Source organism: bacterium (genome assembly GCA_022616075.1).
Lineage (GTDB): Bacteria > Acidobacteriota > HRBIN11 > JAKEFK01 > JAKEFK01 > JAKEFK01.
In genome coordinates, this window is the sequence record JAKEFK010000073.1 from 1 (window position 1) to 25,913 (window position 25,913).

Here is a 25,913-nt window from a genome sequence, read left to right on the forward strand (position 1 = left end):
GGCGAGACGCCCGCGCTACCTTGCCCGCAGGCGAGACGCCCGCGCTACCTTGCCCGCAGGCGAGACGCCTGCGCTACCTTGCTCACAGGCGAGACGCCCGCGCTACCTTGCTCACAGGCGAGACGCCTGCGCTACTTTGCTCACAGGCGAGACGCCCGCGCTACTTTGCTCACAGGCGAGACGCCCGCGCTACTTTGCTCACAATCTTTGTTATCTTTTGTTCATTAGAGCCTGAGTTATGGAACAACAGCTTGCATTGCGCAGATGTGCCAATCACTGGCAACGGGAGGCGGCAGCGCGTTGTCCGGAGTGCGGGCGATATTTTTGTCGTGAGTGCATCACGGAGCATGAGGACCGCATCTTATGCGCCGCGTGTCTGAAAAGCCAGACCCGTGGTTTGGCGCAAAAATCTCCGCGCGTTGCTGTCCTGTTTCGTGTGATGCAGATGTGCATCAGCATCCTGATTCTGTGGATCTTCTTCTACTATATTGGAAAGGCTCTCTTGCTGATGCCGGATGAATTTCATGAAGGATCGGTCTGGCAGGAAGAAGCGTCATGAAGATAAACACGAGTCAGATTCGCGGCTCACTGGATCTTTTGGAAGAAGCTGTTCATTTGCTTCGACAGGCCCCGCTCGGTCTTTTGCTTCGTTATTTCCTGGGCACGTTTCCTTTTTTGCTTGGCTTCCTTTACTTCTGGGCCGATATGAGCAGGGGACCTTTCGCTTATCGTTACGTTCCTGAGGCAGCGTTTGGTATTTCACTCCTTTATGTTTGGATGAAATGCTGGCAGTCCGTTTTTTGCAGTAGCGTGTATTCCCATCTCATGGGAAGACCCGCTGAAAAATACTCTGCCGGCCGCATCTTACGACTGGTGGCCACTCAGTTGATCCTGCAACCATATAGCTTATTTGTGCAGCCGGCCTCGCTTTTGATTCTTTTGCCTTTTGGCTGGACTTTCGCTTTTTTTCAGAATCTTCTAATTGTGGGAGACGGCAAGGATCTGGATCTTCGCAAAGTTATGCGAACCAGCTGGAGGCTTGCATCGTTGTGGCCGGCCCAAAACCACAGACTGCTGTTTATATTGCTCATATTCAGCTTGATTGTCTTCCTCAATATAGGAATTGCGCTTCTGATGATTCCGGAATTAATGAGCATGCTATTCGGCATAGAAACTGTTTTTACTTTAAGCGGCATGAAAATGCTCAACACCACATTCTTGTCAGTTGTTGCCGCGTTTACATATCTCTGCATCGATCCACTCATCGCAGTGGTCTATACTCTCCGGTGTTTTTACGGAGAATCCGTAGAAACCGGAGCCGATCTGATAGCAGAGCTGAAAAGTCTTCCCAAAGCATCATGACTGCAAAAATACTTTTTGGTTTTATCTTGGCGTCTTGGTGTCTTGGCGGTTTTATTGAAGCGAATGAAAGTCAAGAAACCGCAGAACAGCTGGATCGCGCCATCAAAGAGGTGATTGCGCAACGCGAATATCAATGGAGAATGCCGCGCGAAGTTGTACAACAAGAAGAGCAGGGGTTGCTGTTTGAGTTCCTGGAAGGCGTTGCCAACTTTATGAAGCGTGTTTGGAAGCCGATCTCAGAATGGTGGGACAAGTTTAAAGAATGGTTGCGGAAGCAATTCGATTCCGGATCGCCTCCGGGATCTTCTAAGGAGTGGTCAGCCGGAGAGTTGAACGTGATGATCATAGTCCTGATTGCGCTTCTGCTGTTGATCCTTGTGTTCTTTCTTTGGCGGCACCGGAAAAGAATGCGCGAGGCAGAAGCGGTTCAGGCGGAAGCGATTCTTCCTTTGCCGGATATCGCGGACGAAAATCTGGTTGCGGACCAGCTTCCGGAAGAAGGCTGGCAGCGAATGGCGCAAGACCTTCTGGCTCGTGGCGAGCTCCGGCTCGCTCTGCGCGCTATGTTCATGGCTACTCTGTCCTATCTTGCTCAATCGCAATTCATCACGGTAGCCAAATTCAAATCGAACCGCGAGTACTGGCAGGAATTGAGGCGCCGCGCATATGATCGAAAAGGCATGCAGGAAGCATTCTACGAAAATGTTTCTTCCGTGGATCGTGTCTGGTATGGAATGCATCCCGTGACGGACGACCTGCTCAAAAAATTTATGGAAAATGTCGAAACGGTAAAGAGAGCGGCTTGAAAAACAGAATTTCCCTGATACTCGGTTGGATGGTGATCGCCCTGTTTATTTTTGGAATCATCTATTTGATGATGCTGAGGTTCTCTTCCGGAGACGTCTACCCCCATTATTCTTCACTGCGGACCGATCCGACTGGAACGAAAGCATTTTATGAATCTCTGGAAATCTGTTGCGACTTCCACACGGAAAGGAATCACGAACCGTTCTCACGAATGAAGAACAGATTCGATTCGACTTTCCTTGTGCTTGGAATGGAACCCTCTGCGCTGGCGAATGTTCCCAAAAGTATAGCGGAGGAAGTGAACTACTTTATTAGTAATGGTGGAAGAATGGTCATCAGTCTGTACAAGCCACCGAAAGAAAGAGGCGTGGTGTCGTCCATCACGGAGGAACTCAGCCGGTTTGTTGATCTGGGTGATCTCTGGGGAGTTAGAATCTTTTCTGAAAAGAAAGTCACCGGGGGCGCTTTTTTAGAGCAGGATTTCCGGGACTCCGGACTTCCTCGTAACATCTCCGCTCATACACCGCTCTATTTTCAAACGGTGCACGCGGATTGGAAAACGATTTATCAACGTGCACAACATCCCTTTATCATCGAACGCAAGTTCGGACGCGGAAGCATTGTTCTGTCTGCTGAATCTTATTTCCTTTCCAATGAAGCGATGGCCAAAGAACCCCAACCGGATCTTCTTGTCTGGCTGGTGGGAAATAAGAAATCCGTCATCTTTGATGAATATCATCATGGGATCGCGTCCGATTCGGGCGTGATGTATCTTGCTCGCAAATACGATCTGGAGTGGTTCCTTTCAGCATTCGTTCTGCTGGCTCTTCTATTCATCTGGAAGAGCGCCGCCCCTCTGGTTGCGCCGGAACAGGAATCCGTTATGACACCGCAATCAGGAAAGGAATCGATAGCGGGTTTAACGAATCTTTTGCGGCGAAATGTTCCTGTACAACAGTTACTATCGGTCTCTTTTTCTGAGTGGCAAAAGAGTGCAAAAAATATCACAGAGGCGAAACAGAAGGAAATGGAATCCATTGTGGTCGGTGAAAAAGCGAAACCGGCACGGCAGAGGAATCTGCCTGCCGCTTATAATGCGCTCGGCCGGGCGCTAAAACAGAGAAGGTGAAGATGGAGAGTCTGGATCGGTTGAAGGATGTACTTACACGTTCACGCGAAGAGATAGGCAAGGTCATCATTGGCCAGAAAGAGGTTGTCGACAGGGCACTCATTACAATATTTACCAACAACCACGCGCTGGTGGAAGGAGTTCCCGGCGTTGCGAAAACGCTTCTTGTTCGAACACTAGGTCAGGTTCTTGGCTGTCCCAACCAGCGCATTCAATTCACGCCGGATTTGATGCCCGCCGACATTATTGGAACGAACGTATTCAATCTACAGAAAAATGAATTCATGCTGGTCAAAGGCCCGATCTTTACGACTTTTCTGCTTGCAGATGAAATCAATCGCGCGCCGGCAAAAACCCAATCTGCTTTGCTGCAGGCAATGCAGGAACGCCAGGTGACGATCGACCGGGAAAGCTACCTCCTTTCTCCGAGCTTCACCGTATTTGCCACGCAAAACCCGATTGAGTATGAAGGAACTTATCCATTACCGGAAGCGCAGAAAGATCGATTCATGCTCAAAATCACAATGGATTATCCCCACGAAGCGGAAGAATTGGAGCTCGCTCAAAGGATGTTGGGCACTTCCGCTCCTGAGTCGGTGCTCGCATCCGGAGCTGTGCAGCAAGTCCTGGGAGATGGAGAGCTTGCCTTGTTGCGGCACGCTCTGGACGAAGTGGTGGTTCGCGAAGAACTTGTGCGATACGTAGTGGAAATCGTGCGGAACACACGCAAACATCAGGCGGTTCTGGTGGGAGCGGGTCCGCGCGCGACGCAGGCTTTACTGTTATCGAGCCGCGCGAACGCCGTGCTTTCTGCGAGAGACTTTGTTACTCCCGATGACATCAAAGCAATGGCGCAACCGGTGCTCGAACACCGTTTGATTCTTCGACCGGAATTCGAGCTGGAAGGGATGTCAGTCAATGAAGTGATTCAAAACTTGTTGCAGCAGGTTTCCGTGCCACGATGAAATTGCCTGTTTTGTACCGCACTGTGCCGCGCAACCGGCTCCTGTTTTTTGCGGCAATCGTACTTCCGTTCGCGTTGCTCGTTCCCGTTACCTCTCCCGCTGTGGCGCAAATCAGTTTCGTTGCCATCGCGCTTACCGCGATCGCGGATGCATGGATCGGAAACTACCGAAAGGGATCCGTTCGCATCGTTTTACCGGCCTTGCTCCGGTTATCCAAGGACAGGGAGGGATCGCTTCCGCTGCGAATTCAAAATCCGGATCAAAACGCGAGACGGATACGGATCGGATTGCCTTTTCCGCTGGAAGTGGAGTCACCGTCTTATGATCAATCGGTTCAGCTTCCGCAAGGTTCGGAGTACTCTCATTTCGAGTGGCCCTGCAAGGGAATCAAGCGAGGCAAGTACACGTTGAATCATTGTTACGTGGAATACATTTCGCCACTGGGGTTGTGGAATCTGCGCTCAGTGCAGAAAACGGAATGTGAATTGAGGGTTTATCCGAATCTGCTGGAAGAACGGAAGAAACTTGCATCGCGGTTCTTGAACCGGGATGAATACGGATCCCACTCGCGAAAAATGGTTGGACAGGGCCGAGAGTTTGAAAAATTAAGAGAGTACGTTCCGGGGGATGCTTACGATCAACTTCACTGGAAGGCAACCGCAAAACGCGGACGCCCGATCACGAAGGTCTTTCAAATTGAACGAACACAGGAGGTCTATGTGGTTGTCGATTTCTCGCGAAGATCCGCGAGGCAGGTCAATCACGAAACAGCACTTGAGTTTTTCCTTCGGTCAGCACTGATTCTGGGAATGGTTGCGCAGCAGCAAGGAGATCTTTTTGGAGCTATAACATTGAGCAACCGTGTCCAGGGCTTTCTTCGCGCGGGCAACGGAAAAGCTCATTATCATGCTTGCCGCGATCTGCTATACACCCTGCAACCGCAGCTGGTGACTCCGGATTATGAAGATCTTTTCTCATTTGTGCGGTTGCGCCTGCGGCGAAGAGCATTGCTGGTTGTGTTGACAGATTTGAATGACCCGATGCTCGCAGAAAGTTTTGTCAACAGCGCATCTCTGGTTGCGCGCCACCATTTGTTGCTGGTAAACATGATCCGGCCGGAAGGCGCACTCGCATTGTTCGAAGACGCAAATGTAAATTCTGTGGATTCAGTTTACGAACGGTTGAGTGGACATATCGTTTGGGAGAATTTGAAAGACTTGCAGAATGTGTTGCATCGTTATGGCATTCCGCTTTCGCAATTGCATTTATCGGACATGAGTGTCCAATTGGTGAACCAGTATTTCGCCGTCAAGGAACGGCAATTGCTTTGAACCCTTGAACTTTATCAAAGTAGTGCAGGCGTCTCGCCTGCGGAACTCGTATAGGTTATCATTTTTGTCGCAGGCGAGACGCCCGCGCTACTCTTTTTATGTTAATTGACGTTCCGAGGTTCATAAACGCTGAGCAACCGCACTGGCAGGAGCTGGAGAGTATCCTGCGGCGGGTGGAGGTCCAGCCGGACTGGAAAATGAATCTGCCGGAGTTGCGCCGTTTCCATTATCTGTATGAACGAGCTTCTTCCGATCTCGCGAAGATCAGCACTTTTGCAGCCGAAAAGGAGATTCGCCGTTACCTGGAAACGCTGGTCGCAAGGGCTTATGGCGAAATCCATGAAGCGCGGGAAAAACCGCATCGGTTTTCTCCTTTCAACTGGTTTTTCAAAACCTTCCCTCAGACATTTCGCAAATATTCACGCGCATTTGCATTTGCGTGTTTGCTGACTTTTGCGGGAGCCGCTTTCGGAGCGGTCGCAATCAGTTTTGATCCGGAAGCAAAAGGAATATTGATGCCTTTCTCGCATTTGCAAATGGACCCTTCCGAACGGGTAAGGTTGGAAGAGAAAGCGGCAAAAAGGGATCCCATGTCAGGCCAAAAAGCTTCCTTTTCTACGATGCTCATGACTCATAACACGAAAGTCTCGCTTCTCACGCTTGCGATGGGAATGACATTTGGAGTGGGTGTGATCGTGCTGCTCTTCTACAATGGTGTAATCCTGGGAGCCGTTTGCGCTGACTACATACTGGCCGGGGAAATGAAATTCTTACTGGGATGGTTGATGCCTCATGGAGTCATCGAAATTCCTGCGATTCTAATTGCGGGACAGGCCGGTTTTCTGGTGGCAAAAACGCTGATCGGCAGCGGCGCGAGAAATACATTCCGCGCGCGATTTCGTGAAATTTCCGGTGACCTTGTAACTCTGGCGGGGGGATTTGCCTGTTTGCTTGTTTGGGCTGGAATCATAGAAGCATTTCTTTCCCAGTATCATGAACCGGTAATTCCCTACTCAGCCAAAATCGCTTTCGGATCGTTGGAATTTCTTTTGTTGATTTTTTTCCTGGCCCGTTCAGGAAAAGGAGAACAAACAGGTGTTTCAGAGCAGTAAGACCAATGTTCTGGTGATTCGGACTCCTGAAGGCATCGCTTTTCCGCTCCTTCTTGCAGGTCCTATCACCCGTTTCCTTGCGTGGTTTTTGGATGCTTCGTGCATAACGGGAGCGACTTTTCTGCTAAGTCTATTTTGCTCGGTCCTTGGAATTCTAAGCGCGGATCTCGCCAATGCATTTTTCTTTATCGCTTTTTTTGTATTGTCGATTGGTTATCCGATTTTGGCCGAATGGCGCTGGCGTGGACAAACTCTCGGCAAGCGATTGTTACGGCTTCGGGTGATGGATGTTCAAGGTTTGCGTTTGCAATTCAGCCAGATCATGATTCGAAATCTTCTCCGCTTCGTGGATTCACTTCCTTTTTTGTATACAGTGGGAGGAATTGTTTGCTTTTTCACCAAACGCGCGCAGCGGCTCGGAGACCTCGCAGCAAACACAATCGTTGTGCGCGATCCTTATTTGAGTGAACCGGATTTGAGCCAGGTGATGGCAGGGAAATACAACTCCTTCCGGAACTATCCGCATCTTGCTGCCCGTTTGCGTCAAAGGTTGAGCGTCGAAGAAGCGGGAATCGCTCTTCAAGCGATTCTAAGGCGGGACCGCCTTCAACCGGTCCCTAGAGTGGATTTGTTTCAACAAGTTGCGGACCACCTGAAGCAGGTCGTTCCATTCCCTGACGATGCAGTCGAAGGACTTACCGATGAACAATACGTCCGCAATATTGTCGATCTCTTGTTCCAGAAACAAGGCGCAGTCAAAACGCCAATGATGACGTAACGTCCCTACCTTGATATTATTATTGTTGCTATGAAAAGGTGGCTGATACTGTTTGGGTTGATGGCAAGCATTGCTTTTGCCGGAGAACCTTCTCTGCTTGACTTCAAGCGGAAAACGTATTTGCTTTCCGACATGGAAGTCGAAAAAATCAAAGAAGAAATCAGGACGCGATGCCGTCTTCCTCAGGCCAACGAAATGACCTATCCCTGGTACTATCACTATGAGCTTGGGATGGCAATGCAGAAGAAGAAAGATTGGCAGCGCGCACTGGATAGTTTGCTTGCGTCTTTGGACCGGCGTGAACGTCCGCAAAAGTTTACCCGCATTTACGGTATGTGGTTCATTGATTACTTTCCTTACTACAATATTGGTGTTGCGCATTACCATCTGAAGAATTGGAATTGCGCTGTTCAATCTTTTCGGCTTTCCCAGATGTTCGAAGACATTCCTAAAGACTCTGTTGAGTTCTATCGTTTGCGCGAGCTGGATTCGGAGGCGGAGCAGCAGCTACGCACCGAGAACTGAGTCTCCTTTTTGAAACCACAGATGAACACAGATTCTGCTAGGAAATTCGAAAAATTATCCGTGTTCATCTGTGGTTTTATCTGTGGTTTTATTAAATGCCTGGAGAAGTGATATGAAAGATGTTGTGATTTTGGGTGGCATGAGGACACCGATGGGCGAATATAACGGATCTTTGAGCGATTTCAGCGCCATCGATCTGGGATCAATTGCTGCAAAGGCCGCGCTACAGAAAACAGGTGTGGCCCCTCAAGAAGTTCAACATTCCATTTTTGGAAATGCTTTGCAGACGAGCGGGGACGCAATTTATGGCGCCCGTCACGTGGCGCTAAAATCCGGAGTTCCCGTTTCTGTTCCTGCGCTGACCGTGAATCGTTTATGTGGTTCCGGAATTCAATCGATTGTCGAAGCCGCGCATCTGATTCAATTGGAGGAAGCAGAAATCGTTCTTGCTGGTGGAATGGAATCGCTCAGCCAGGCTCCGCATGTGATCCGTGGTTTGCGCAAAGGATTGCGGCTGGGAGAAGGCCAGCTTGAAGATTTGTTGATGGTTTCTTTGATGGATACCTACTGTGGTTTTTATATGGCGCAAACTTCCGATAACCTTGCCCGGGAGTGTAATATCGGTCGCGAAGAACAGGACGTGTACGCGCTCCGTAGCCAGAAAGCTGCGACGGCCGCGTGGGAAGCGGGAAAGTTTAAAGAAGAAATCGTTCCTGTTGAAATTCGTTCGCGAAAGGGAACTGTGCTTTTTGATCGCGACGATCACATGCGGCCTGAATCGACACTGGAAGGTCTGGCGGGATTGAAACCTCACTTCAGCAAAGACGGTTTTGTCACGGCTGGGAACGCAAGTGGAATCGTGGACGGCGCGGCAGCAGTTCTTGTTTGTAGCTCGCGCGAAGCGGAACGGCGAAACGCCGCGCCTCTGGGGCGGATTATTTCCTGGGCCTATGTTGGCGTTGAGCCCAGAATCATGGGATCGGGTCCTGTGCCTGCAACGCAGGAAGCTTTGAAGAAGGCAGGCCTGTCATTAACGGATGTCGATCTGGTGGAAGTCAATGAAGCTTTCGCCGGGCAATATCTTGCCGTGGAAAAGTTGCTGGGACTTGACCGGGAAAAAGTCAATGTGAATGGTGGCGCGATTGCTTTAGGACATCCGCTCGGTGCGACGGGAACACGTCTTGTACTGACGTTGCTGTTGGAGCTTCGGCGCAGGAAGAAAAAAATCGGTGTTGCGACTGCCTGTATCGGTGGCGGTCAGGGGATCGCCATGGTCGTCGAAGCTTTTTAATTCACCGCAGAGCACGCAGAGGCCGCTGAGTTAAAACAAAATTCTTATTTTTTTCTCTGCGTTCTCGGCGTCCTCTGCGGTAAAAATAGGAGACTCTATATATGGAAATTCGCAAGGTTGGTGTTTTGGGGTGCGGACTGATGGGGTCCGGCATTGCTCAGGTTTGTGCAACTGCCGGTTACAACACACTTGTTCGGGAAGTGAATTCTGATCTCTTGCAGAAGGGGATCGAAGGCATCAGGAAATTCGCCGGCAAAATGGCTGAAAAAGGACAGCTCAAGGTGAGCGCGGAAGATGTCATGCGAAACCTTCGCGGTACTACAGAATTAGAAGATATGGCTGACCGGGACATCATCATCGAAGCAATTCCCGAGATCCTGGATTTAAAGAGACAGACTTTTCAGAAGTTGGGCGAGGTTTGCAAGGAGGATTTAATCCTTTGCAGCAACACTTCTTCGCTTTCGATCGTTGAAATGGCGATGTCCAGCAAACATCCGGAACGATTCGTGGGCTTGCACTTCTTCAACCCTGTGCCGATCATGGAACTCGTGGAGGTGGTCCGGAGCATTCTTTGCACGGAAGATGTCTTCCGGCAGGTTTACAGCTTTGCCGAATCACTCGGCAAAAAACCGGTTGCGGCGACCGATAAACCGGGCTTTATTGTGAACCGCCTGCTTGTGCCTTACTTGCTCGACGCCATTCGGGCGTATGAACAAGGCTTTGGGAGTATCGAAGACATTGATAAAGGAATGCAGCTCGGGTGTCGCCATCCTATGGGACCCTTTACGCTGCTCGATTTCGTCGGCCTTGATACTACGTACTACATTGCTAATATTATGTTCGATGAATTCAAGGATCCCCGGTTTGCACCACCCTCCCTGCTAAAGCGGATGGTTTTAGCGGGACAATATGGGAAAAAATCCGGCAAAGGATTTTACGACTACACCAAAAAGTAGGAGAACTTATGGAATACCAGAACATCCTGTGGGAAGTAAGAGACGGAATTGGAATGGTCACGGTAAACCGTCCGAAAGTGTTGAATGCTCTGAACGACCAGACGATGGAAGAACTGCGTCAAGTCTTTCTGGAAATCCGGAGAAGGGAAGATGTGCACGCGGTGATCTTTACGGGAGCGGGCGAGAAAGCGTTTATTGCCGGCGCCGATATCAATGAGCTTGCCAAACAGACGCCACTGGAAGGCAAGGATCGTTCCCGGCGTGGTCATCATATTCTGGAAATCATCGAGAACTTAGGAAAGCCAGTGCTGGCTGCCGTCAATGGCTACGCGCTCGGTGGCGGTTGCGAGATTGCGATGGCCTGTCATATTCGCCTTGCATCGGAAAACGCCAAACTTGGCCAACCGGAAGTGAAACTGGGAATCGTTGCCGGTTACGGAGGCACGCAAAGACTCGTGAGATTGGTCGGGCTGGGACGGGCACTGGAAATATTGCTGACCGGTGAACAGATCACTGCGCAGCACGCCTATGAAATCGGTTTGGTAAACGGAGTTTATCCACAGGCTGACTTGCTGCAACAATCTGAAAAACTGCTGCGAAAAATCATCGCGAACGGACCTGTTGCGGTGAAACTAACAATGGAAGCTGCGATACATGGAAGCCAGCTCACACTGGCGGAGGGCTTGAACCTGGAAGCGAATCTCTTCGCGGTAAGTTGCACAACGGAAGACATGAAGGAAGGCACCAGCGCCTTCGTCGAAAAACGTGCTGCCAAATTCCAAGGCAAATAATTCACCGGAGAGTACGCAGAGAGAAAAAATTTCTCTTATAGCTCTGCGTCCTCTGCGTTCTCTGCGGTAAAAAATAAAATATGGATGAAAGGGAGTTTTGCGAAAGGGTATTGTATGAGGCCCTGAAACGTGGGGCTGACTACGCAGATGTACGCCTTGTTCCGCATTCACAGAGTGAAGAGATCACAGTCAAGAATGGTGTAGTCGAAAACCTGGAGCATTCCGAGGCCGCGGGTTTTGGAGTTCGTGTGCTTCTGGACGGTGTCTGGGGCTTCGCGTCGAGTTTCCGGATTCAGGAAAAGGAAATTTCCACGGTCGTGGAAATGGCGGTTCAGATTGCCAGGGCAAGTGCGATCACGAAAAAGTACGGTGTTCAGCTCGCTTCCAATGTGATCTGGAAGGACGCACGATACATCAGTCCCACGAAAATAGATCCGTTTAAAGTGTCGCTTGAAGAAAAAGTCGATTTATTGGTTCGTGCCGACAATTTGATTCGTCAGCACGGCAAGAAAGTAAAAATCAGAGAATGTGATTTAACCTTTCATCGAATCCGCAAGATGTTCGTATCAACCGAAGGCTCTTCGATAACGCAGGAAATCACAATCAGTGGCGGTGGAATCAGCGCAAAATCAGTGGAAGGGGAAGAGGTCCAGCAACGATCTTATCCCAACAGCTTCCGGGGAAACTTTGCAACACGCGGATACGATTTTATAGAAGAGCTTGATCTCCTCACACATGCTCCGCGAATAGCTGAAGAAGCAGATGAGCTCTTAACCGCGCCGGATTGTCCGGAGAGTGTAACGAATGTGATTCTGATGCCGAATCAACTCTGTCTTCAAATCCATGAATCAATCGGACATGCCGTAGAGCTGGACCGGATTTTGGGGACTGAAATCACCTATGCAGGCGGGAGCTTTTTGACGCCTGTTCTGCATGAGATCGGATCTTTCGCCTATGCATCGCCGCTGGTGAATGTGAAAGCGGATGCAACCCTTGACGGAGGAATCGGTAGTTTTGGATTTGATGATGAAGGCGTTGAGGCGCAGAAGTTTCCCCTAATTCAGGAAGGCGTTCTTATAAACCTGCTTACTTCGCGCGAAACGGTTACGGAAGCGAACAGACTTCTGGGTCGCGACTACTTTTCTGCGAGCAACGGAACAATGAGAGCATCTTTCTCCAACCGCATTCCTCTGATTCGAATGACCAACATTTATCTGGAACCCGGTCAGACGAAATGGGAGGATTTGGTCGAATCCACTGATCAGGGAGTTTTACTGGATACGAATGTGAGCTGGAGCATTGATGATCTCCGAAAGAATTTCAGCTTCGGAGTGGAAGTAGCGCGGGAAGTTCGCAATGGGAAAATAGGCCAGCTCTACAGGAACGCCCATTATACTGGGATGACAACCGATTTTTGGAAATCTTGTGATGCTGTATGTGATAGCAAAATGTGGCAAGTTTACGGCACTCCGAATTGCGGCAAAGGACAGCCGGGACAGATCATGGTTGTCGGACACGCCGCGTCCCCTGCCCGTTTCCGTAACGTAAAAGTTGGTTCCCGAAAGAAGTAGATATTTGAACAGAAGGTCGCAAAGGACGCGAAGAAAACGAAAAATAAAAAAATGGGCTTTTTCTTTGCGCTCTTTGCGTCCTTTTGTTAAAAAAGAGTTCGTATGATTGGTGAAAAACATTGCTATGAAATATTGAAATCGGCATTAAAGTATGCCAGATCGAAAAAGCCTGATTTTGTCGATTTCCTTTTGCTGAGCTGGGATAGCAGCGTTACGCGTGTGGCGAACTCGCAAATCCATCAGAACGTATCGGAGACAGAGGCCAGGCTTGCTGTGGATATTATTCATAACTTGCGAATCGGTTCAGCTTCCACAAGCGTTCTGACCGAAGAAGCAATTCGACGAGCGATCGATATTGCGTACGATTCAACTCTGCATAAGGCCCAGCTTCCCGGCCCGCTCAGACTCGATTCATTCTTCAGTGGCACAAAAAACGGTCTCTTTTCCGACAAAACAGCTGGTTACACACCTCAGGAACGCGCAAAAGTCATTCAAAAGTTGATCCAGCGCGCTAAGTCTGAAAGTCTCATCACCTCCGCAAAATTTCATACGGGGACCGGTGAAATTGCGGTCGCGAATTCACTTGAAACGCTGGCCTATACCTCGTTTACGGATGCCAACATGAGCGTCATCTTAAAGGGAGCTCATGATTCGGCTTACGGATCCATTGCATCCGCTCATGTGACGGATCTGAATTTCGAATCGTTTTTAGAAAATTTGATTTCGAAATGCCGGATTCAAAACAAAAAACCTGTAGATATTTTTGCAGGGAAAAAACCTGGGGAAGAACTCTACTATGACGTCATTCTTGAGCCGGCTGCTGTCTGCGAATGGATCGATCTTCTCTCCTACATTGGATTTAATGGACTGAGCTACCACGAAGAGGAAAGTTTTCTGTGCGGTAAAATCGGCCAAAAAGTGATGCAGGAAAATATAACAATTTGGGACGACGGAAATAATCCGGCTGGATATGTTCTGCCGTTTGATCTGGAGGGAACTCCGAAGACGCCGGTTTACTTTATTCAGAATGGTATTGCGCGCAACGTTGCCTATGATGGCCTGCTGGCTACAAAGGCGAATGCAAAAAGCACCGGTCATTCGCTCGGTGCAGGCCAGCGACACCTGGGAGCGTTCCCCCTGAACCTGTACGTGGCGGGAGATGATCAATCGCTCGATTACATGATCGCTTCTTCGGAAGAACCGACGATTTATGTGACCCGTTTTCATTACACAAACATCGCTGATTCCAGGCATGTTGTGCTTACAGGAATGACAAAGGATGGCACCTTTCTCGTGCAAGGTGGTGAAATTGTCGCTCCGGTCGCAAATATGCGATATTTGCAAAGTGTTGTGGAGGCTTTTAACCACGTTGAAATGCTGTCCGATCCGGAGCTGGTTCATGATCCCGATGTTTATGGAGCGCTGCTACCCTCTTCCAGTGTGGTTCCTGCGATGAAGATTCAGAAAGTTCGGTTCATTGGAAGTACAGGAGAATAACTCCGCAGACGAGACGTCCGCGATACTTTGTTGATGCTGACTTCATTTACCTCATCGTTTGCTATAATAGAGGTTCACCCACTTAAAATCTCCAGGAGATTCCATGAAAGAGACGACGGCTGAAAAGAAGGACGCCACTTTAGAAAAAATTGATGACGTTCTCATTAAAGTGATGCATCGCTATCGCAATTTTTTCTTGGGTCCCGGAATCAATATGGATGAGTACAGTGTGCCTCTTCGGAATCGTCCGGATTTTGTAGCGCCTCTGGTCACCGTTATGGGGTACACATTTGGTCTGAAGGCGCTCAAAGTGGAAAGCGACCATTACATAGAAGTTTCGGGAAACGTTTATGCGCCCGGTTTTAATCTGGACCGCTTTCGGGAAAGGATCAAAGCGGAACTGAGCAGCAAGAACGCGGCAAACATCATGAAGAATTTTGCCGAAGACAAGGATTACAGGTTTGTATCGGACGGTGAATTGCTGGAATTTGCCGGTTACTTTGATTTCTCGGTTGATGATGACATTTTGCTGGTCACCAAGACGAAGAAAGAAGAAAGCAAAGTAACCAAAAAGATGGAAGACTTGATTCTGCAACAACGCTTCCGCATCAAGAAGAAATATTTAAATGAGCTTTTGAAGTCGCCTGATAAGTTTGCCAGTGGAGTTTATTTATACTGCCTGCGTTTGTTTGTCAGTGCCTACCGGAAAAGCCTTTGAAATAAAGTGCAAAGTAATGAGTGATGAGCAATGAGAACTCATCACTGATGACTCATGACTTTGGCACTCTTTGAGGGAGGTTCCATGAAATTGCGAATCTTATTGGTGATTCTTTTTGCCTTTACGGCGACTAACCTGTTCGCAAAAACAGAAAAGGGCCGCTGGTGCGGAACGAAACGCGGAACGAGCCAGACGGAATACATGATCAAAGAAAATGATCGCCACCGAAAGGGAGTGCAGGCGAAGCGAGTATCACAGCAGCAACAGCCTCCGCACATCAATGAGGATGTTGGAGAGATTGCGGTAATTGAAGGAAGCCCGAGCACCATCATCCAGCCCAATTCTTTTGATTTGCAAGGGAAGAAGATACTTCTGAATGAGGCTGCCGGTATCTATAAGCTGCGCGTTCGTGGAGGAAGCGTAGCCGGATCTCAGGGTTCAGCAATCACACTCGGAGATGACGATTCCGAGCAGGTTAATTTCACTTCGGGATTTAGTTTTCCTTTCTTCGGAACCACCTATACATCGGTTTTCATCAATTCGGATGGCAATTTAACGTTCACAGAAAAGGATGATGCGAGCACGCCGCGCGATCTTTTTCGGACACTGCAAGGACCTCCCAGGGTTGCTCCGTTCTTCGCTGACCTCGATCCATCGGATGGTGGCGAAGTCCGAGTCTTACAGTCAGGAACGAAATTCCGTGTGACCTGGGTGGATGTTCCGGAATTTGGCACGAACAACCTTAATACAATTCAGGTGACACTGTATAAACGTGGGCACATTCAGATCGTGTATGGTTCGCAGGTCGATGGGGACGATGCAGTGATCGGGATTTCACCTGGAAATACCGGACCGGGAAGTGCGCTTTTTGTCGACTATTCAACTGTAAATCCGACGCCCAACATTGGTGACGCCGTGATCGAACGATTCGCGTCCAGGAAAGACCTGGATTATGTTGGAATTATCCAGGAATTCCACTCAACTCATCCTGGAATTTTCGAGCTGATTACCATCTTTACGGACCGTTTTTGGCTTTCGGGAACAGGAGCCTTCGCATTTTTCTCAGCAGTCAAGAATCAGGATGAAGGAATTGGCCGGGGTATTTTCGATTTTTCAAAGTTTTTCGGGAGCGACAAGCTGGAAGGATTCCTGATGATGGACAACATCAATAAATATCCCGTTGATGTTCATCAGAATTTTCTCGGCACCAATAACACGCTGGACATCATGGGCCAGGAAATGGGGCACCGCTGGTTGGCCTTCCCGCGAGCGGTGATTGGAGGTGTTACTTCGACAGAGATTCTGGGTCGTGACGAATCACACTGGAGCTGGTTCCTGGACAGCGACGCTTCTGATATGGAAGGAAACAACTGGCAGGATAATGGCAACAATTCATTTACTTCGATTGAGGCGACCGAACGCTACAGCGCGCTGGATCGTTATATCATGGGTCTGATCCCTCCATCTGCTGTGCCTCCCTTCTTTGTTCTGCGTGGAGGCGGTAACCCAGCAGCCGCACCTGAAGAAGGGATCACAATTACTGCATCAAGAGTGAACGTCACGGTGGACGACATTATCGCTGCTGAAGGGCCGCGAGATCCAACAAGCGCAAACGCAAAAAAGAAATGGAGAGTAGCCTTCATTTTCTTTGTCGATTCGGGAAATACTCCAGATCCAGCGTTAATTGCGCGGGTAGATGAAATTCGAAGAGCATGGAAGCCCTATTTCAAGTCCGCCACCGGCGGCAAAGGGAAAGTCATCACGAAATTGCCGTAATTACTTTTTCTTTGCATCTTTGCGTCTTTGTGTTGATTCCTCGAGCCTTTTTTTGATATCGGCTTCGAAACCGCGATCGGTGGGATCATAATATTTCGAGCCTGCCAGTGATTCCGGCAAACAACTCATATCCGTGATGCCGTCTTCATAATCGTGCGCGTACTGGTATCCTTTGCCGTAGCCCAGCTCCTTCATCAAAGAAGTTGGAGCGTTTCGAATGTGTAGAGGAACAGGTTCGTTCGGTTTTTCCTGCACTGCTTGTGCTGCACGCGCATAGCCTTCATAGAGGGCGTTACTTTTGGGCGCCGTCGCAAGATAAACAACCGCCTGAGCAAGAGCTGTGTTTGCTTCCGGCATTCCGATGAAGTGAGTAGCCTGCTGCGCCGCAACAGCAACCGCGAGAGCCTGGGGATCGGCCATTCCTACGTCTTCGCTTGCAAAGCGGATGAGCCGCCGTGCGATGTAGAGCGGATCTTCTCCCGCTTCCAGCATTCGGGCCAGCCAGTAAAGACTTGCATCCGGGTCGCTATTGCGCAGACTCTTATGGAGAGCGGAGATCACATTGTAGTGCTCTTCCCCCTTCTTGTCATAAAGAAGCATTTTGCGCTGCAGCGCCTCCTCAAGCTCGGAAGCGGAGATCTCCTTTTTGCCCGCGGAGATCGCAAGATCGGATGCAATTTCCAGCAGGTTTAAGGCAGTGCGCGCGTCCCCATCGGACATCCGGAGAAGCACATCCATACTGCTTTCCTCGAGCTTTAATCCGGTTTCTCCCAGCCCCTCTTTCTTGTCCGTCAAAGCCCGATCTACGATTGTTCGCAAATTCTCCACACTCAACTGGTGTAGTACGATAACCTTAATACGTGATAGTAAGGCTGAGTTTATTTCGAAGGAAGGATTTTCGGTGGTGGCGCCCAGAAGAATAATGTCCCCCCGTTCTACGTAAGGCAAGAAGGCGTCCTGTTGCGCTTTGTTGAAACGATGGATTTCGTCGATGAAGAGGATTGTCTGGCGACCGTAGTACTTTCGCTGCTGTTCCGCTTCGATCATTACAGTCTTGATTTCTTTAATCCCTGAAGTGACTGCGGAATAAGTAATGAAGTGCGCTTCGGCGGATTTTGCGAGCAATCTTGCAAGCGTGGTTTTCCCGACACCGGGAGGACCCCAGAAGATCATCGAGCGGAGCTGCTTTGATTCCGCCATTCGACGCAGGATCCGTTCCGGTCCTGTGAGTTCTTCCTGTCCCACAAACTCATGGAAAGTCTGCGGGCGCATGCGGTCCGCCAGAGGTCCGGGTGCCGCTTTTCGCGCAGGTTTTGCGAAGAGACTGGGAGTCGTGGGTTCTTTCATTGTTAGAAGGAGGGGACGAGCTCCAGGCGTCGCGAATCTTTTTCTTGAATCACATATTCGATGTAGGGAAGCCAGATGAGAGCAAAACGCAGCAACGACGTGTGACTTCGGTTGATTCGCAAAATATCTCTTTCACTTTCTTTTGCGATGCCGGCAAGGTTTTCTTCAAATTCAGACAACTTGGCCTGCGTCTGTTTCTCGAGGTCTTCCATCTCTCTCTTAATATCTTCGATCGTGGTCTTTGAATCATGCGCTTCGATTTCGTCTTGAAACGTCTCTTCCCGCTCGAGCCTTTGTTGCAAGCGGTCTTTCAGCCGGTGCAGGGTTTCGGTAAGATTGTGGACCTCCTTTTCAAATTCAGCACGGGCTCTTTCCATGCATCGGCCGAGAAAGGCATCAGCAGATTCATCGATCTTGCGGTCCATTTTGAAATAGGGATTGTATTCAATTTCCAGCACAACGCTGGATAGCAAATGTTGGAGGAATTCTTCTTGCAACTCCTCAAAACGATCGGCTGAAAAATCGTAACTGTTGTCGTAAATGAAGAAGGAATCAGGCTCCGCCGTCGTCCCGGAATCGTGAGGGTTCCAGTTCGGATTCAGGTTTTCGTTCCAGTCACAGACCTGATGTTTCGAAGGAAAAGGAACAATTTTCCAGAGATCCCTTTCGGAATGGATCTGCCAGCGATTGCCGGAAAAATTGACCCTGGCGCCCGCAAGAATAGCCGGTTTATAGAGGATCTGGGTCGTTACGATTCGGTCTTGAAAAGCTGCTTCCACTTGATCGGCTCGCTCCCGGTTGATCGTATGATACAGGAACTCAATGCCATCCGGCGTTTTTGGGGGTGAAGAAGGATAAATTTTGGTGGGAGTCTTGCGAGCTTTATATACGCTCCCTCCTCCCTTTATTTCGGCCATTTTTCCACTCAGCCTTGATACCAAGCAATCTGGACCGGAGCCTCCAAAAGGTAGTCTCCCCATAGCAGAAAAAGTAAGTCAAAAGACTGAGCTATTCAAGTTTCCTAGAAAGGTGTATGATGATTCACATACAGGGGAAAGCGGCTGTGCATGGGGATCAATTCAAGATTGTACTACTCGAAGACGATCCGGTAGACGCGGAGCTCATTCGTAAGACGCTGGCTTACGCGGCTTCTCAATCGGAGGTTCTTCACGTTACGAACCTGCAGGATGCCTTACGGGAAGCCCCGGCGTCCGATCTCCTTTTGTTCAGTTTTTCCCGAAAGATCAATCTGGATCAGCTTACTCAATTCCGTATGGCGTGTGATTCCATTCCCGTGGTTGTGCTGGCAAGTTTAGATGATACGGTGGTTGCTCTGAAAGCCGTGCGCCAGGGCGCGCAAGAATATTTGTTGAAGGGACAAACCAGTGGGACGCTTTTGATCCGTACGATCAAGTATGCCATTGAAAGAAAAAAGTCGGAAGAAGCGCTCCGCTACCGGTTGGAGTTTGAGAAACTCATAGCGACAATTTCAACCCACTTCATCAACATTCCGCTGGATCAAATTGATCGAGGTATCAACCGGGCGCTTCAGGCAATCGGTGAGTTCGCCGGTGTTGACCGGGGTTATCTTTTCGAATTCCAGAATTCCGCCGGCTCCTTCATGAATTATGAGTGGTGCAGCGAAGGAATCGAATCTCAGCGCGAACGACGCCGCATCCTGGCGGAACGGGAATTCGTCTGGTCGATTCAGAAGCTGAGTCAAGCGGAAGCAATTCGAGTGGACCACACCAGTGATTTGCCGCCGGAAGCCGGGGCCGAAAAACACGAATTCGAAGTCGCTGGAATTCAGTCACTGATCTGCATTCCCTTGATTTATGGCGGTCAGGTTGTGGGATGTCTCGGTTTTGAGGCGATTCGGGCGCAAAAGGAATGGTCGGACGATACTATTTCACTGTTGAAAATGGCCGGCGACATGTTTGTCAATGCATTAGAACGAAAACGTGCGGAATGGGAGCTGCAACGCGTTCGCGAAATGCTGACCCTTTACTCACGCGCCACGAATGAAGTGCTGTGGGACTGGAATCTGCTAACCAACGAGATCTGGTGGAATGAGAATCTTCAGCACATTTACGGACACCCTGCAAAAGAAGTTCCTTACGAGTGGTGGGTTGATCAGTTGCATCCGGATGATCGACAGGAGATGACTGCCAAAGTGCAAAATGCCATCAATAGTGGCCAGACCTTTGTGATGTTGGAATATCGTTTTCGTTGTGCCGACGACTCCTACGCGAACGTGCTGGATCGTGGATATCTTGTTTTCAATGAAGAAAAAAAACCGGTGAGAATGGTCGGCGCCCTAATGAAATTGTCAGAGAATAAAGCCTCGGCAGGCGAATTCAAAGTCGAATCGCAAAGTGTTCCGCCAACTGCTATGTAGTTGCAGAGCATTTCCCAAGATTATTCGATCCAGATCAGAGATTGAGATATTGTTTATAATCGGCATTAACAGAATCCGAGTGGGGAAATGCTCTGCCACTACTTTTACAACAGCGCCACATACAAATCCATCACATTTGTTCCCGTCGGGCCGGTCACAATGTTCTGTCCGATCGCGTGGAAATAGTTGTACGAATCACAATTCTGGACGGCTTTCCGGAAGGATTCCATTCCCGAAGCCTTCCGGAGCGTCTGTCCATCGGTCCATGCGCCGGCTGCCTGTGAAGTTCCATCAATCCCATCAGTTCCGGCGGCGCCAAAGACGGCATCTTTCCCAAACAACCTTTCAGTCATGAGAAGCGCAAGATGCTGATTTCTGCCACCTGTTCCATCTCCGCTCACACGGATCGTAATCTCACCGCCAAAAATGAGGGCGGTCCCCGTGGAACTCTGTTCTATTTCCATCAGGATGGAGTTAGCTACCTTTTCCACATCTTCCTTGAACGGTTGTTCAAAGTAGCGAACAGAGTAACCAAGTGTGCCGGCTCGCTCCGCTGCTGCTTTTCGTGCGATATCATTCGAAGCAATGATTCTGTGGACAGGATGCGTGGATCCGGGTTTGGGAGTCTCCGGAATTGAACCTGCAACGCCGGCTTCGATCGTTTCGGCTGCATCCCTGGGAATTTGAGTCCAGAGGTCATACTTTTCAAGAATATTTCTGGCATCTAAAAATGTAGTAGGATCAGGGTAGAAGGGCCCGGAACCGATAGAAGAAAGGTCGTCGCCAATCACATCCGAGATTACCAGAACGACGGTTTCCAAATTCCAAGCGTGTTTTGCGAGTTGACCGCCTTTCACTCCGGAGAGGTGTTTGCGCACGGCATTGATTTCCTGAATCGAAGCGCCCGAGCGGATCAGCTGATCGTTCACTTTCATTTTTGCCTTCAGCCCAACGCTGGGTAGCGGAAGCACGCAAAGAGCGGAAGATCCTCCTGATAAGATAACCAGGAGTGAACTTCCGGCTGGCAATTTTTGGAGCCAGTCCACGAGTTCAAGCGTGGATTGGTAGCTCTGTTCATCCGGAATCGGGTGGCTGCCGAAATGTACTTTTATGGTTTGGTCCGGATTCTCGTACGGGGTAAGGATGAAGTAGTCTTCGCACGCTGTTTCGGCAAGGATCGATTTAGCAGACTGGACAGAGGCTTTGCCGAGCGCGAGGAGGAATCTCCTTGTTGAGGGTGATTTCCAAGAGGCAATCTCGGCCCGGTCTTCGGAAAGAATCGGAGGAAAAAGGAAAGTAGGACGAACCGCGTTTATGCCGGCGTTCAGGATGTTCAGCAAATCAGAAGTACTTGCCACATTCTGATGATAGCGAAAAGCTCCAGAGTTCCAAAGATCTAGAGAATCAACGTCTCTGAATCTTTGCAACCCTGGAGCTCGAAAACCACGACCCCACGATTCTGTTCTTGTTTTTTCTCCCGTTTTACCGGTTCCCGAGGATATTCCTCGAGAGGCAGCGGTATCGGCTCCCATTGCTTCTTTTCCTCTTCCTCTTTTTCCTTTTTTATTCTTTCAATGATCCAAGCATCTAACATTTTCGTTCTCCTCACTGATTTTCATCAGCAATTTCCATGCCGGATTCTCCGGTTTAACAGTTAAGCTGTTGAATTTAGGTAACTTATCTAAATTATTTAGACGTTCAAGGAGCAAAAAAGTTCTCTAAAATGTCTATTTTTTAATCGCGGTGTGGCCGTTTTTTGCAACATCAAGTTTTTGCCCCATCAGTTCTGGTTTAGACTTAGTTTTCGGTATGGCGCGAAGTAAAGTTGTCAGAAGTAGCCTCAGCTTCCTCTTGCACGTCATACGAGCTGTCGGAAGACATGATTGTCTGGGCATGGCCGCCGAGATTGCTTTCCAAATGATGTTCGCATTTTTCAACTCATTGTTGTTGGTCGTCGCAGTTTTGAGCATACTGGGCACCGATCCCCAAGTCTTTAATTCCATCATCTATTTCCTTGGAAGTTTTTTGCCTTTTGAGCTTTATACGGTGATCCGGAATCAGATTGTGCAACTGGCCGCTCTGGAGAAGGGCGGGATCCTGGTTTTTGCAATGGTTTCCATGGTCTGGACGACGACAACGCTGATGTTCACTTTGAAGAAAAACTTCGAACGGTCATACCATGTGAAGGAAACTCGTTCCGGGTGGAAGGTCCGGTTAATTGCGCTTTACATGGCAGGGATGGCAACTCTCGGAATTGCGCTCGTCATGGTCCTTTTGCTTTTCGGATTGCAAATTGCGCGTTTCCTTGAAACGAATTTCCCGTACGCGGATCTGGTTCCTACGTTGATTCGGGTACTGCGTTTACCGGTGGCGTTCCTTGGAACAACTCTTTTGGCTGCGCTTTTATACTGGGGACTCATCAATGTTCAAGAAAGGCTCTACGATGTCTTGCCTGGCGCACTATTTTTCTGCACTCTTTGGTTTATTTCTACCAGCTTTTTCGGACTTTATCTTCACAACTTTCCTTACTATAACAAGGTGTACGGAACAGTTGGAGTTTTCATCGTTTTAATGGGCTGGATGTATCTTACTGCGCTGACATTGCTGATAGGCGGCGAGGTAAACGCAGAGATTTACCGCCGCAAAATCATGAAACGTCCTGTTCCTACTTCACCTCAAAACTCACAGTCACGACTACCTGGTACTCATTAACCTGGTCATTTTGAATGGCCCCGCGCATTTCGGTGACTTCAAACCAGCGTAAACCTGTGAGAGTCTCGGAGGCCCTTTTGACTGCGGATTCAATTGCATCTTCAAAACCTTTGGAGCTTACACCAACCAGATCAATTCTTTTGTATACCCGATCTCTTGATTCGTTCGTTTTCTTTGCCATCTTTCCTCCTTACTTTAACAAAGTAGCGCGGGCGTCTCGCCTGCGCCATGTTAGACTGAAAAAGTTAAACTAAATCCTATGAAGAAGTTTGAAACTTCATTTCGCAAGGAAATCAAGAACCATTACAGTCCTGAAGACTTAAAAGACTGGGATTATGGAGAAAAGTTAGCCGATCCCGGCAGGTACCCTTATACACGTGGTATTCAGCCTTCGTTGTACCGTGAGCGATTGTGGACCATGCGCCAGTATGCAGGTTTTGGCAGTGCAGAGGACACGAATCGCCGCTTTCATTATTTATTGCGGCAAGGGCAGATGGGATTGAGCACCGCATTTGATTTGCCCACGCAAATGGGGTACGACTCGGATCATGAATTGTCGCAGGGAGAGGTCGGCAGAGTGGGTGTTGCTATCGATTCCATCGAAGATATGGAACGGCTGCTGCAAGGAATTCCTCTGGACAAGGTAAGCACCAGCATGACCATTAATTCGACCGCCTACATTCTGCTTGGCCTTTATGTTTGCGTCGCAAAGAGACGCAGCATTTCGCTGAATGAAATTTCCGGCACGGTGCAAAATGACATCTTAAAAGAGTACATTGCCCGCGGAACCTACATCTATCCGCCTGATTTTTCCATGAAACTCGTCACCGATATCATGTCCTATTGCCAGAAGAATGTTCCGAAATGGAATACGATCAGCATTTCCGGCTATCACATTCGTGAAGCAGGCAGCACGTCCGTTCAAGAAGTAGCGTTCACAATTGCAAACGGATTGGCATATGTGCGCGCGGCTTTGAAAGCGGGACTCTTCATCGATGATTTTGCGCCGCGATTCTCCTTCTTTTTCAGCTCCGATAACAATTTATTCGAAGAAATCGCCAAGTTTCGGGCGGCGCGCAGAATCTGGGCGCGCCTGATGAAGGAGCAGTTTCAGGCGAAGTCGGAGCGGTCCTGTCAGATGCGGTTTCACGCGCAGACAGCCGGGTCCCGCTTGACGGCGCAACAACCACAGGTCAACATCGCGCGCGTCACCTTGCAGGCTCTCGCTGCCGTTCTTGGGGGAACTCAGTCCCTTCACACGAATGCCTGGGACGAAGCTCTTGCGCTCCCCACGGAAGCCTCCGCTCTTCTGGCGCTTCGAACGCAACAGGTTATCGCGAATGAATCAGGCGTTACCAATACTGTGGATCCACTAGCAGGATCGTACTACATCGAGCGTATGACAGACGATATAGAAAAAGAGGTCCGAGCTTATCTGGAAAAAATCGAGAAACTGGGAGGTATGCTGAAAGCGATCGAAATCGGTTACGTTCAAAAAGAAATTCAAGAAAGCGCCTACCGTTGCGCAAAAGCCCAGGAACAAAAGGAAGAGATTGTGATCGGAGTGAACGCCTTCCGCGCGGAAGAGGAGCCGATTGCTGAAATCCTGAGCATCAATCCACAGGTGGAGCAAAAACAAATCGAGAGGCTGCGAGAGCTACGAAAAAAGCGGGACCGGAAAAAGCTCGACGCATCGATGAAAGATTTGGAACAGGCAATAGCAGAGGGCGCCAATATCATGGAGCCATTATTGGAGGCGCTCAACGTATACGCCACGCTTGGCGAAGTATCGGACCTTCTTCGAAAAAAATTCGGAGAGTACAAGGAATCGGCGGTTTTATGATGAGCTTGCTTCAAGTCAACGGGCTGAAAACGGTTTTTCTCACCGATCAGGGTCCCGTGCCGGCGGTGGAAAACATCTCTTTTACCATCAAGCCCGGCGAAATACTGGGACTCGTAGGGGAATCCGGTTGTGGAAAAAGTGTTACCGCGCTGAGCATTCTTCGCCTGATTTCACCACCCGGAAAAATCATCGATGGAGATGTCCTTTTTGAAGGATCCAACCTGCTAAAACTCCCAGAAAAGGAAATGCAACAGATTCGCGGCAGGAAAATTTCCATGATTTTCCAGGAGCCAATGACCTCCTTGAATCCGGTTCTTTCTGTCGGCTATCAAGTGGGCGAGACTTTGATCATTCACAAAGGGTACAAAAGGAAGGATGCGCGTTCGGCCGCGGTCGAGTTGTTGCGCGCTGTAAAAATTCCCGATGCCGAAAAGCGAGTAGACCAGTATCCCCATCAGCTGAGTGGTGGAATGAGGCAACGGGTCATGATTGCGATGGCGATCGCATGCCGGCCGGCACTACTGATTGCGGACGAACCCACGACTGCGTTGGATGTAACGATTCAAGCTCAAATCCTGGATTTGTTGCAATCCTTGCGCGCTGAATTTGGACTGTCGATTCTGCTGATCACTCACGCGCTGGGAGTTGTTGCTGAAGTCGCTGATCGTGTGATCGTTATGTACGCGGGCAAGATCGTGGAAGAAGCGCCCGTCCGCGAACTTTTTGAAAATCCGGGACATCCCTACACAGTTGGATTGCTGGATTCGATTCCCCGATTAGTTCTGGCTGGAGAAAAAGCAAAACGACTGAAAACGATAGACGGCGCCGTTCCGGATCTACTTCATTTACCTCCCGGATGCTCATTTTATGATCGATGTAAATCCAGAATGGATATTTGCAGAACAACGTTTCCTTCCGAAATCTGGTTAAATCCCGAACACCGGGTTGCCTGCTACGCGGTAAAGTAATGAGCAATGAGTCATGAGTGCCGAGTATTCATTAGC

At 49.2% G+C, this 25,913-nt stretch carries 25 protein-coding genes; 20 read left to right on the forward strand and 5 right to left on the reverse strand.

The annotated features are described in order from the left end of the window. Positions 1-238 precede the first annotated feature (238 nt). The 16 genes from L0156_06420 to L0156_06495 all read left to right on the forward strand — a co-directional run bounded on the left by L0156_06420 (position 239) and on the right by L0156_06495 (position 16,609). Positions 239-559 (forward strand): rhomboid family protein, encoded by a 321-nt coding sequence (locus L0156_06420; GenBank protein ID MCI0602631.1) that lies wholly within the window; start codon positions 239-241, stop codon positions 557-559. Further along, positions 556-1,362, forward strand: a complete 807-nt coding sequence (locus L0156_06425; protein ID MCI0602632.1) for a hypothetical protein — start codon at positions 556-558, stop codon at positions 1,360-1,362. The genes L0156_06420 and L0156_06425 overlap by 4 nt, the downstream gene beginning before the upstream one ends. After that, on the forward strand, positions 1,359-2,168 hold the full coding sequence (locus L0156_06430; protein MCI0602633.1) for a hypothetical protein: 810 nt from the start codon (positions 1,359-1,361) through the stop codon (positions 2,166-2,168). The genes L0156_06425 and L0156_06430 overlap by 4 nt, the downstream gene beginning before the upstream one ends. Next, the gene (locus L0156_06435) at positions 2,165-3,298 is read left to right on the forward strand and encodes a hypothetical protein (protein MCI0602634.1); all 1,134 of its coding nucleotides are present in this window, start codon (positions 2,165-2,167) and stop codon (positions 3,296-3,298) included. The genes L0156_06430 and L0156_06435 overlap by 4 nt, the downstream gene beginning before the upstream one ends. A gap of 2 nt (positions 3,299-3,300) precedes the next feature. Then, complete coding sequence (locus tag L0156_06440; protein MCI0602635.1) at positions 3,301-4,263, forward strand: MoxR family ATPase; 963 nt, start codon at positions 3,301-3,303, stop codon at positions 4,261-4,263. Continuing rightward, positions 4,260-5,594 (forward strand): DUF58 domain-containing protein, encoded by a 1,335-nt coding sequence (locus L0156_06445; GenBank protein MCI0602636.1) that lies wholly within the window; start codon positions 4,260-4,262, stop codon positions 5,592-5,594. The genes L0156_06440 and L0156_06445 overlap by 4 nt, the downstream gene beginning before the upstream one ends. Before the next feature lie 98 nt (positions 5,595-5,692). Next, positions 5,693-6,706 carry a stage II sporulation protein M gene (locus L0156_06450; GenBank protein ID MCI0602637.1) on the forward strand — a complete coding sequence of 338 codons (1,014 nt, stop codon included), beginning with the start codon at positions 5,693-5,695 and terminating at the stop codon, positions 6,704-6,706. Then, entirely contained in the window at positions 6,690-7,484 is a 795-nt protein-coding gene (locus L0156_06455; GenBank protein ID MCI0602638.1) for an RDD family protein, read from the forward strand. The genes L0156_06450 and L0156_06455 overlap by 17 nt, the downstream gene beginning before the upstream one ends. Positions 7,485-7,514: 30 nt before the next feature. After that, positions 7,515-8,009, forward strand: a complete 495-nt coding sequence (locus tag L0156_06460) for a hypothetical protein (protein MCI0602639.1) — start codon at positions 7,515-7,517, stop codon at positions 8,007-8,009. Between the two features lie 112 nt (positions 8,010-8,121). Continuing rightward, complete coding sequence (locus L0156_06465; GenBank protein MCI0602640.1) at positions 8,122-9,300, forward strand: acetyl-CoA C-acetyltransferase; 1,179 nt, start codon at positions 8,122-8,124, stop codon at positions 9,298-9,300. Positions 9,301-9,401: 101 nt separating this feature from the next. Next, positions 9,402-10,256 carry a 3-hydroxyacyl-CoA dehydrogenase NAD-binding domain-containing protein gene (locus tag L0156_06470; protein MCI0602641.1) on the forward strand — a complete coding sequence of 285 codons (855 nt, stop codon included), beginning with the start codon at positions 9,402-9,404 and terminating at the stop codon, positions 10,254-10,256. 8 nt (positions 10,257-10,264) lie between these two features. Beyond that, on the forward strand, positions 10,265-11,047 hold the full coding sequence (locus L0156_06475; protein ID MCI0602642.1) for an enoyl-CoA hydratase-related protein: 783 nt from the start codon (positions 10,265-10,267) through the stop codon (positions 11,045-11,047). A gap of 80 nt (positions 11,048-11,127) precedes the next feature. Beyond that, positions 11,128-12,618 carry a TldD/PmbA family protein gene (locus L0156_06480; GenBank protein ID MCI0602643.1) on the forward strand — a complete coding sequence of 497 codons (1,491 nt, stop codon included), beginning with the start codon at positions 11,128-11,130 and terminating at the stop codon, positions 12,616-12,618. A gap of 102 nt (positions 12,619-12,720) precedes the next feature. After that, a complete protein-coding gene (locus tag L0156_06485; GenBank protein MCI0602644.1) occupies positions 12,721-14,115 on the forward strand; it encodes a TldD/PmbA family protein in 1,395 nt (464 codons plus the stop codon). Between the two features lie 103 nt (positions 14,116-14,218). Beyond that, positions 14,219-14,833, forward strand: coding sequence for a hypothetical protein (locus tag L0156_06490; GenBank protein MCI0602645.1), 615 nt, complete (start codon positions 14,219-14,221; stop codon positions 14,831-14,833). A gap of 84 nt (positions 14,834-14,917) precedes the next feature. Beyond that, positions 14,918-16,609, forward strand: coding sequence for a hypothetical protein (locus L0156_06495; protein MCI0602646.1), 1,692 nt, complete (start codon positions 14,918-14,920; stop codon positions 16,607-16,609). Here L0156_06495 and L0156_06500 read toward each other — a convergent pair whose 3' ends face one another. Beyond that, positions 16,610-17,956, reverse strand: coding sequence for a replication-associated recombination protein A (locus L0156_06500; GenBank protein MCI0602647.1), 1,347 nt, complete (start codon positions 17,954-17,956; stop codon positions 16,610-16,612). A 2-nt stretch (positions 17,957-17,958) separates the two neighbouring features. Continuing rightward, the gene (locus L0156_06505; protein MCI0602648.1) at positions 17,959-18,873 is read right to left on the reverse strand and encodes a hypothetical protein; all 915 of its coding nucleotides are present in this window, start codon (positions 18,871-18,873) and stop codon (positions 17,959-17,961) included. Positions 18,874-18,989: 116 nt separating this feature from the next. Between L0156_06505 and L0156_06510 the strand changes: the two genes are divergently transcribed. After that, positions 18,990-20,354 (forward strand): PAS domain-containing protein, encoded by a 1,365-nt coding sequence (locus L0156_06510; protein ID MCI0602649.1) that lies wholly within the window; start codon positions 18,990-18,992, stop codon positions 20,352-20,354. Between the two features lie 104 nt (positions 20,355-20,458). Here L0156_06510 and L0156_06515 read toward each other — a convergent pair whose 3' ends face one another. Beyond that, entirely contained in the window at positions 20,459-21,712 is a 1,254-nt protein-coding gene (locus L0156_06515; protein ID MCI0602650.1) for a DUF4147 domain-containing protein, read from the reverse strand. A gap of 38 nt (positions 21,713-21,750) precedes the next feature. After that, complete coding sequence (locus L0156_06520; protein ID MCI0602651.1) at positions 21,751-21,948, reverse strand: hypothetical protein; 198 nt, start codon at positions 21,946-21,948, stop codon at positions 21,751-21,753. A 215-nt stretch (positions 21,949-22,163) separates the two neighbouring features. On the opposite strand from L0156_06520, the gene L0156_06525 reads away from it, so the two are divergent. Next, positions 22,164-23,066 (forward strand): YihY/virulence factor BrkB family protein, encoded by a 903-nt coding sequence (locus tag L0156_06525; GenBank protein MCI0602652.1) that lies wholly within the window; start codon positions 22,164-22,166, stop codon positions 23,064-23,066. Here the strand turns inward: L0156_06525 and L0156_06530 are convergent. Further along, positions 23,020-23,247 (reverse strand): dodecin family protein, encoded by a 228-nt coding sequence (locus L0156_06530; GenBank protein MCI0602653.1) that lies wholly within the window; start codon positions 23,245-23,247, stop codon positions 23,020-23,022. The genes L0156_06525 and L0156_06530 overlap by 47 nt on opposite strands. A 78-nt stretch (positions 23,248-23,325) precedes the next feature. Here L0156_06530 and L0156_06535 point away from each other — a divergent pair, with 78 nt between their 5' ends. Further along, positions 23,326-24,909 carry a methylmalonyl-CoA mutase family protein gene (locus tag L0156_06535; GenBank protein ID MCI0602654.1) on the forward strand — a complete coding sequence of 528 codons (1,584 nt, stop codon included), beginning with the start codon at positions 23,326-23,328 and terminating at the stop codon, positions 24,907-24,909. Then, entirely contained in the window at positions 24,909-25,877 is a 969-nt protein-coding gene (locus tag L0156_06540; protein MCI0602655.1) for an ABC transporter ATP-binding protein, read from the forward strand. The genes L0156_06535 and L0156_06540 overlap by 1 nt, the downstream gene beginning before the upstream one ends. The last annotated feature ends 36 nt before the right edge of the window (positions 25,878-25,913 follow it).

Coding starts and splice junctions, on each gene's coding strand:
- L0156_06420 (MCI0602631.1), top strand. CDS start 239: ATGGAACAACAGCTTGCATTGCGCAGATGTGCCAATCACTGGCAACGG.
- L0156_06425 (MCI0602632.1), top strand. CDS start 556: ATGAAGATAAACACGAGTCAGATTCGCGGCTCACTGGATCTTTTGGAA.
- L0156_06430 (MCI0602633.1), top strand. CDS start 1,359: ATGACTGCAAAAATACTTTTTGGTTTTATCTTGGCGTCTTGGTGTCTT.
- L0156_06440 (MCI0602635.1), top strand. CDS start 3,301: ATGGAGAGTCTGGATCGGTTGAAGGATGTACTTACACGTTCACGCGAA.
- L0156_06445 (MCI0602636.1), top strand. CDS start 4,260: ATGAAATTGCCTGTTTTGTACCGCACTGTGCCGCGCAACCGGCTCCTG.
- L0156_06450 (MCI0602637.1), top strand. CDS start 5,693: ATGTTAATTGACGTTCCGAGGTTCATAAACGCTGAGCAACCGCACTGG.
- L0156_06460 (MCI0602639.1), top strand. CDS start 7,515: ATGAAAAGGTGGCTGATACTGTTTGGGTTGATGGCAAGCATTGCTTTT.
- L0156_06465 (MCI0602640.1), top strand. CDS start 8,122: ATGAAAGATGTTGTGATTTTGGGTGGCATGAGGACACCGATGGGCGAA.
- L0156_06470 (MCI0602641.1), top strand. CDS start 9,402: ATGGAAATTCGCAAGGTTGGTGTTTTGGGGTGCGGACTGATGGGGTCC.
- L0156_06475 (MCI0602642.1), top strand. CDS start 10,265: ATGGAATACCAGAACATCCTGTGGGAAGTAAGAGACGGAATTGGAATG.
- L0156_06480 (MCI0602643.1), top strand. CDS start 11,128: ATGGATGAAAGGGAGTTTTGCGAAAGGGTATTGTATGAGGCCCTGAAA.
- L0156_06485 (MCI0602644.1), top strand. CDS start 12,721: ATGATTGGTGAAAAACATTGCTATGAAATATTGAAATCGGCATTAAAG.
- L0156_06490 (MCI0602645.1), top strand. CDS start 14,219: ATGAAAGAGACGACGGCTGAAAAGAAGGACGCCACTTTAGAAAAAATT.
- L0156_06495 (MCI0602646.1), top strand. CDS start 14,918: ATGAAATTGCGAATCTTATTGGTGATTCTTTTTGCCTTTACGGCGACT.
- L0156_06500 (MCI0602647.1), bottom strand. CDS start 17,956: ATGAAAGAACCCACGACTCCCAGTCTCTTCGCAAAACCTGCGCGAAAA.
- L0156_06505 (MCI0602648.1), bottom strand. CDS start 18,873: ATGGCCGAAATAAAGGGAGGAGGGAGCGTATATAAAGCTCGCAAGACT.
- L0156_06510 (MCI0602649.1), top strand. CDS start 18,990: ATGATGATTCACATACAGGGGAAAGCGGCTGTGCATGGGGATCAATTC.
- L0156_06520 (MCI0602651.1), bottom strand. CDS start 21,948: ATGTTAGATGCTTGGATCATTGAAAGAATAAAAAAGGAAAAAGAGGAA.
- L0156_06525 (MCI0602652.1), top strand. CDS start 22,164: ATGGCGCGAAGTAAAGTTGTCAGAAGTAGCCTCAGCTTCCTCTTGCAC.
- L0156_06530 (MCI0602653.1), bottom strand. CDS start 23,247: ATGGCAAAGAAAACGAACGAATCAAGAGATCGGGTATACAAAAGAATT.
- L0156_06535 (MCI0602654.1), top strand. CDS start 23,326: ATGAAGAAGTTTGAAACTTCATTTCGCAAGGAAATCAAGAACCATTAC.
- L0156_06540 (MCI0602655.1), top strand. CDS start 24,909: ATGAGCTTGCTTCAAGTCAACGGGCTGAAAACGGTTTTTCTCACCGAT.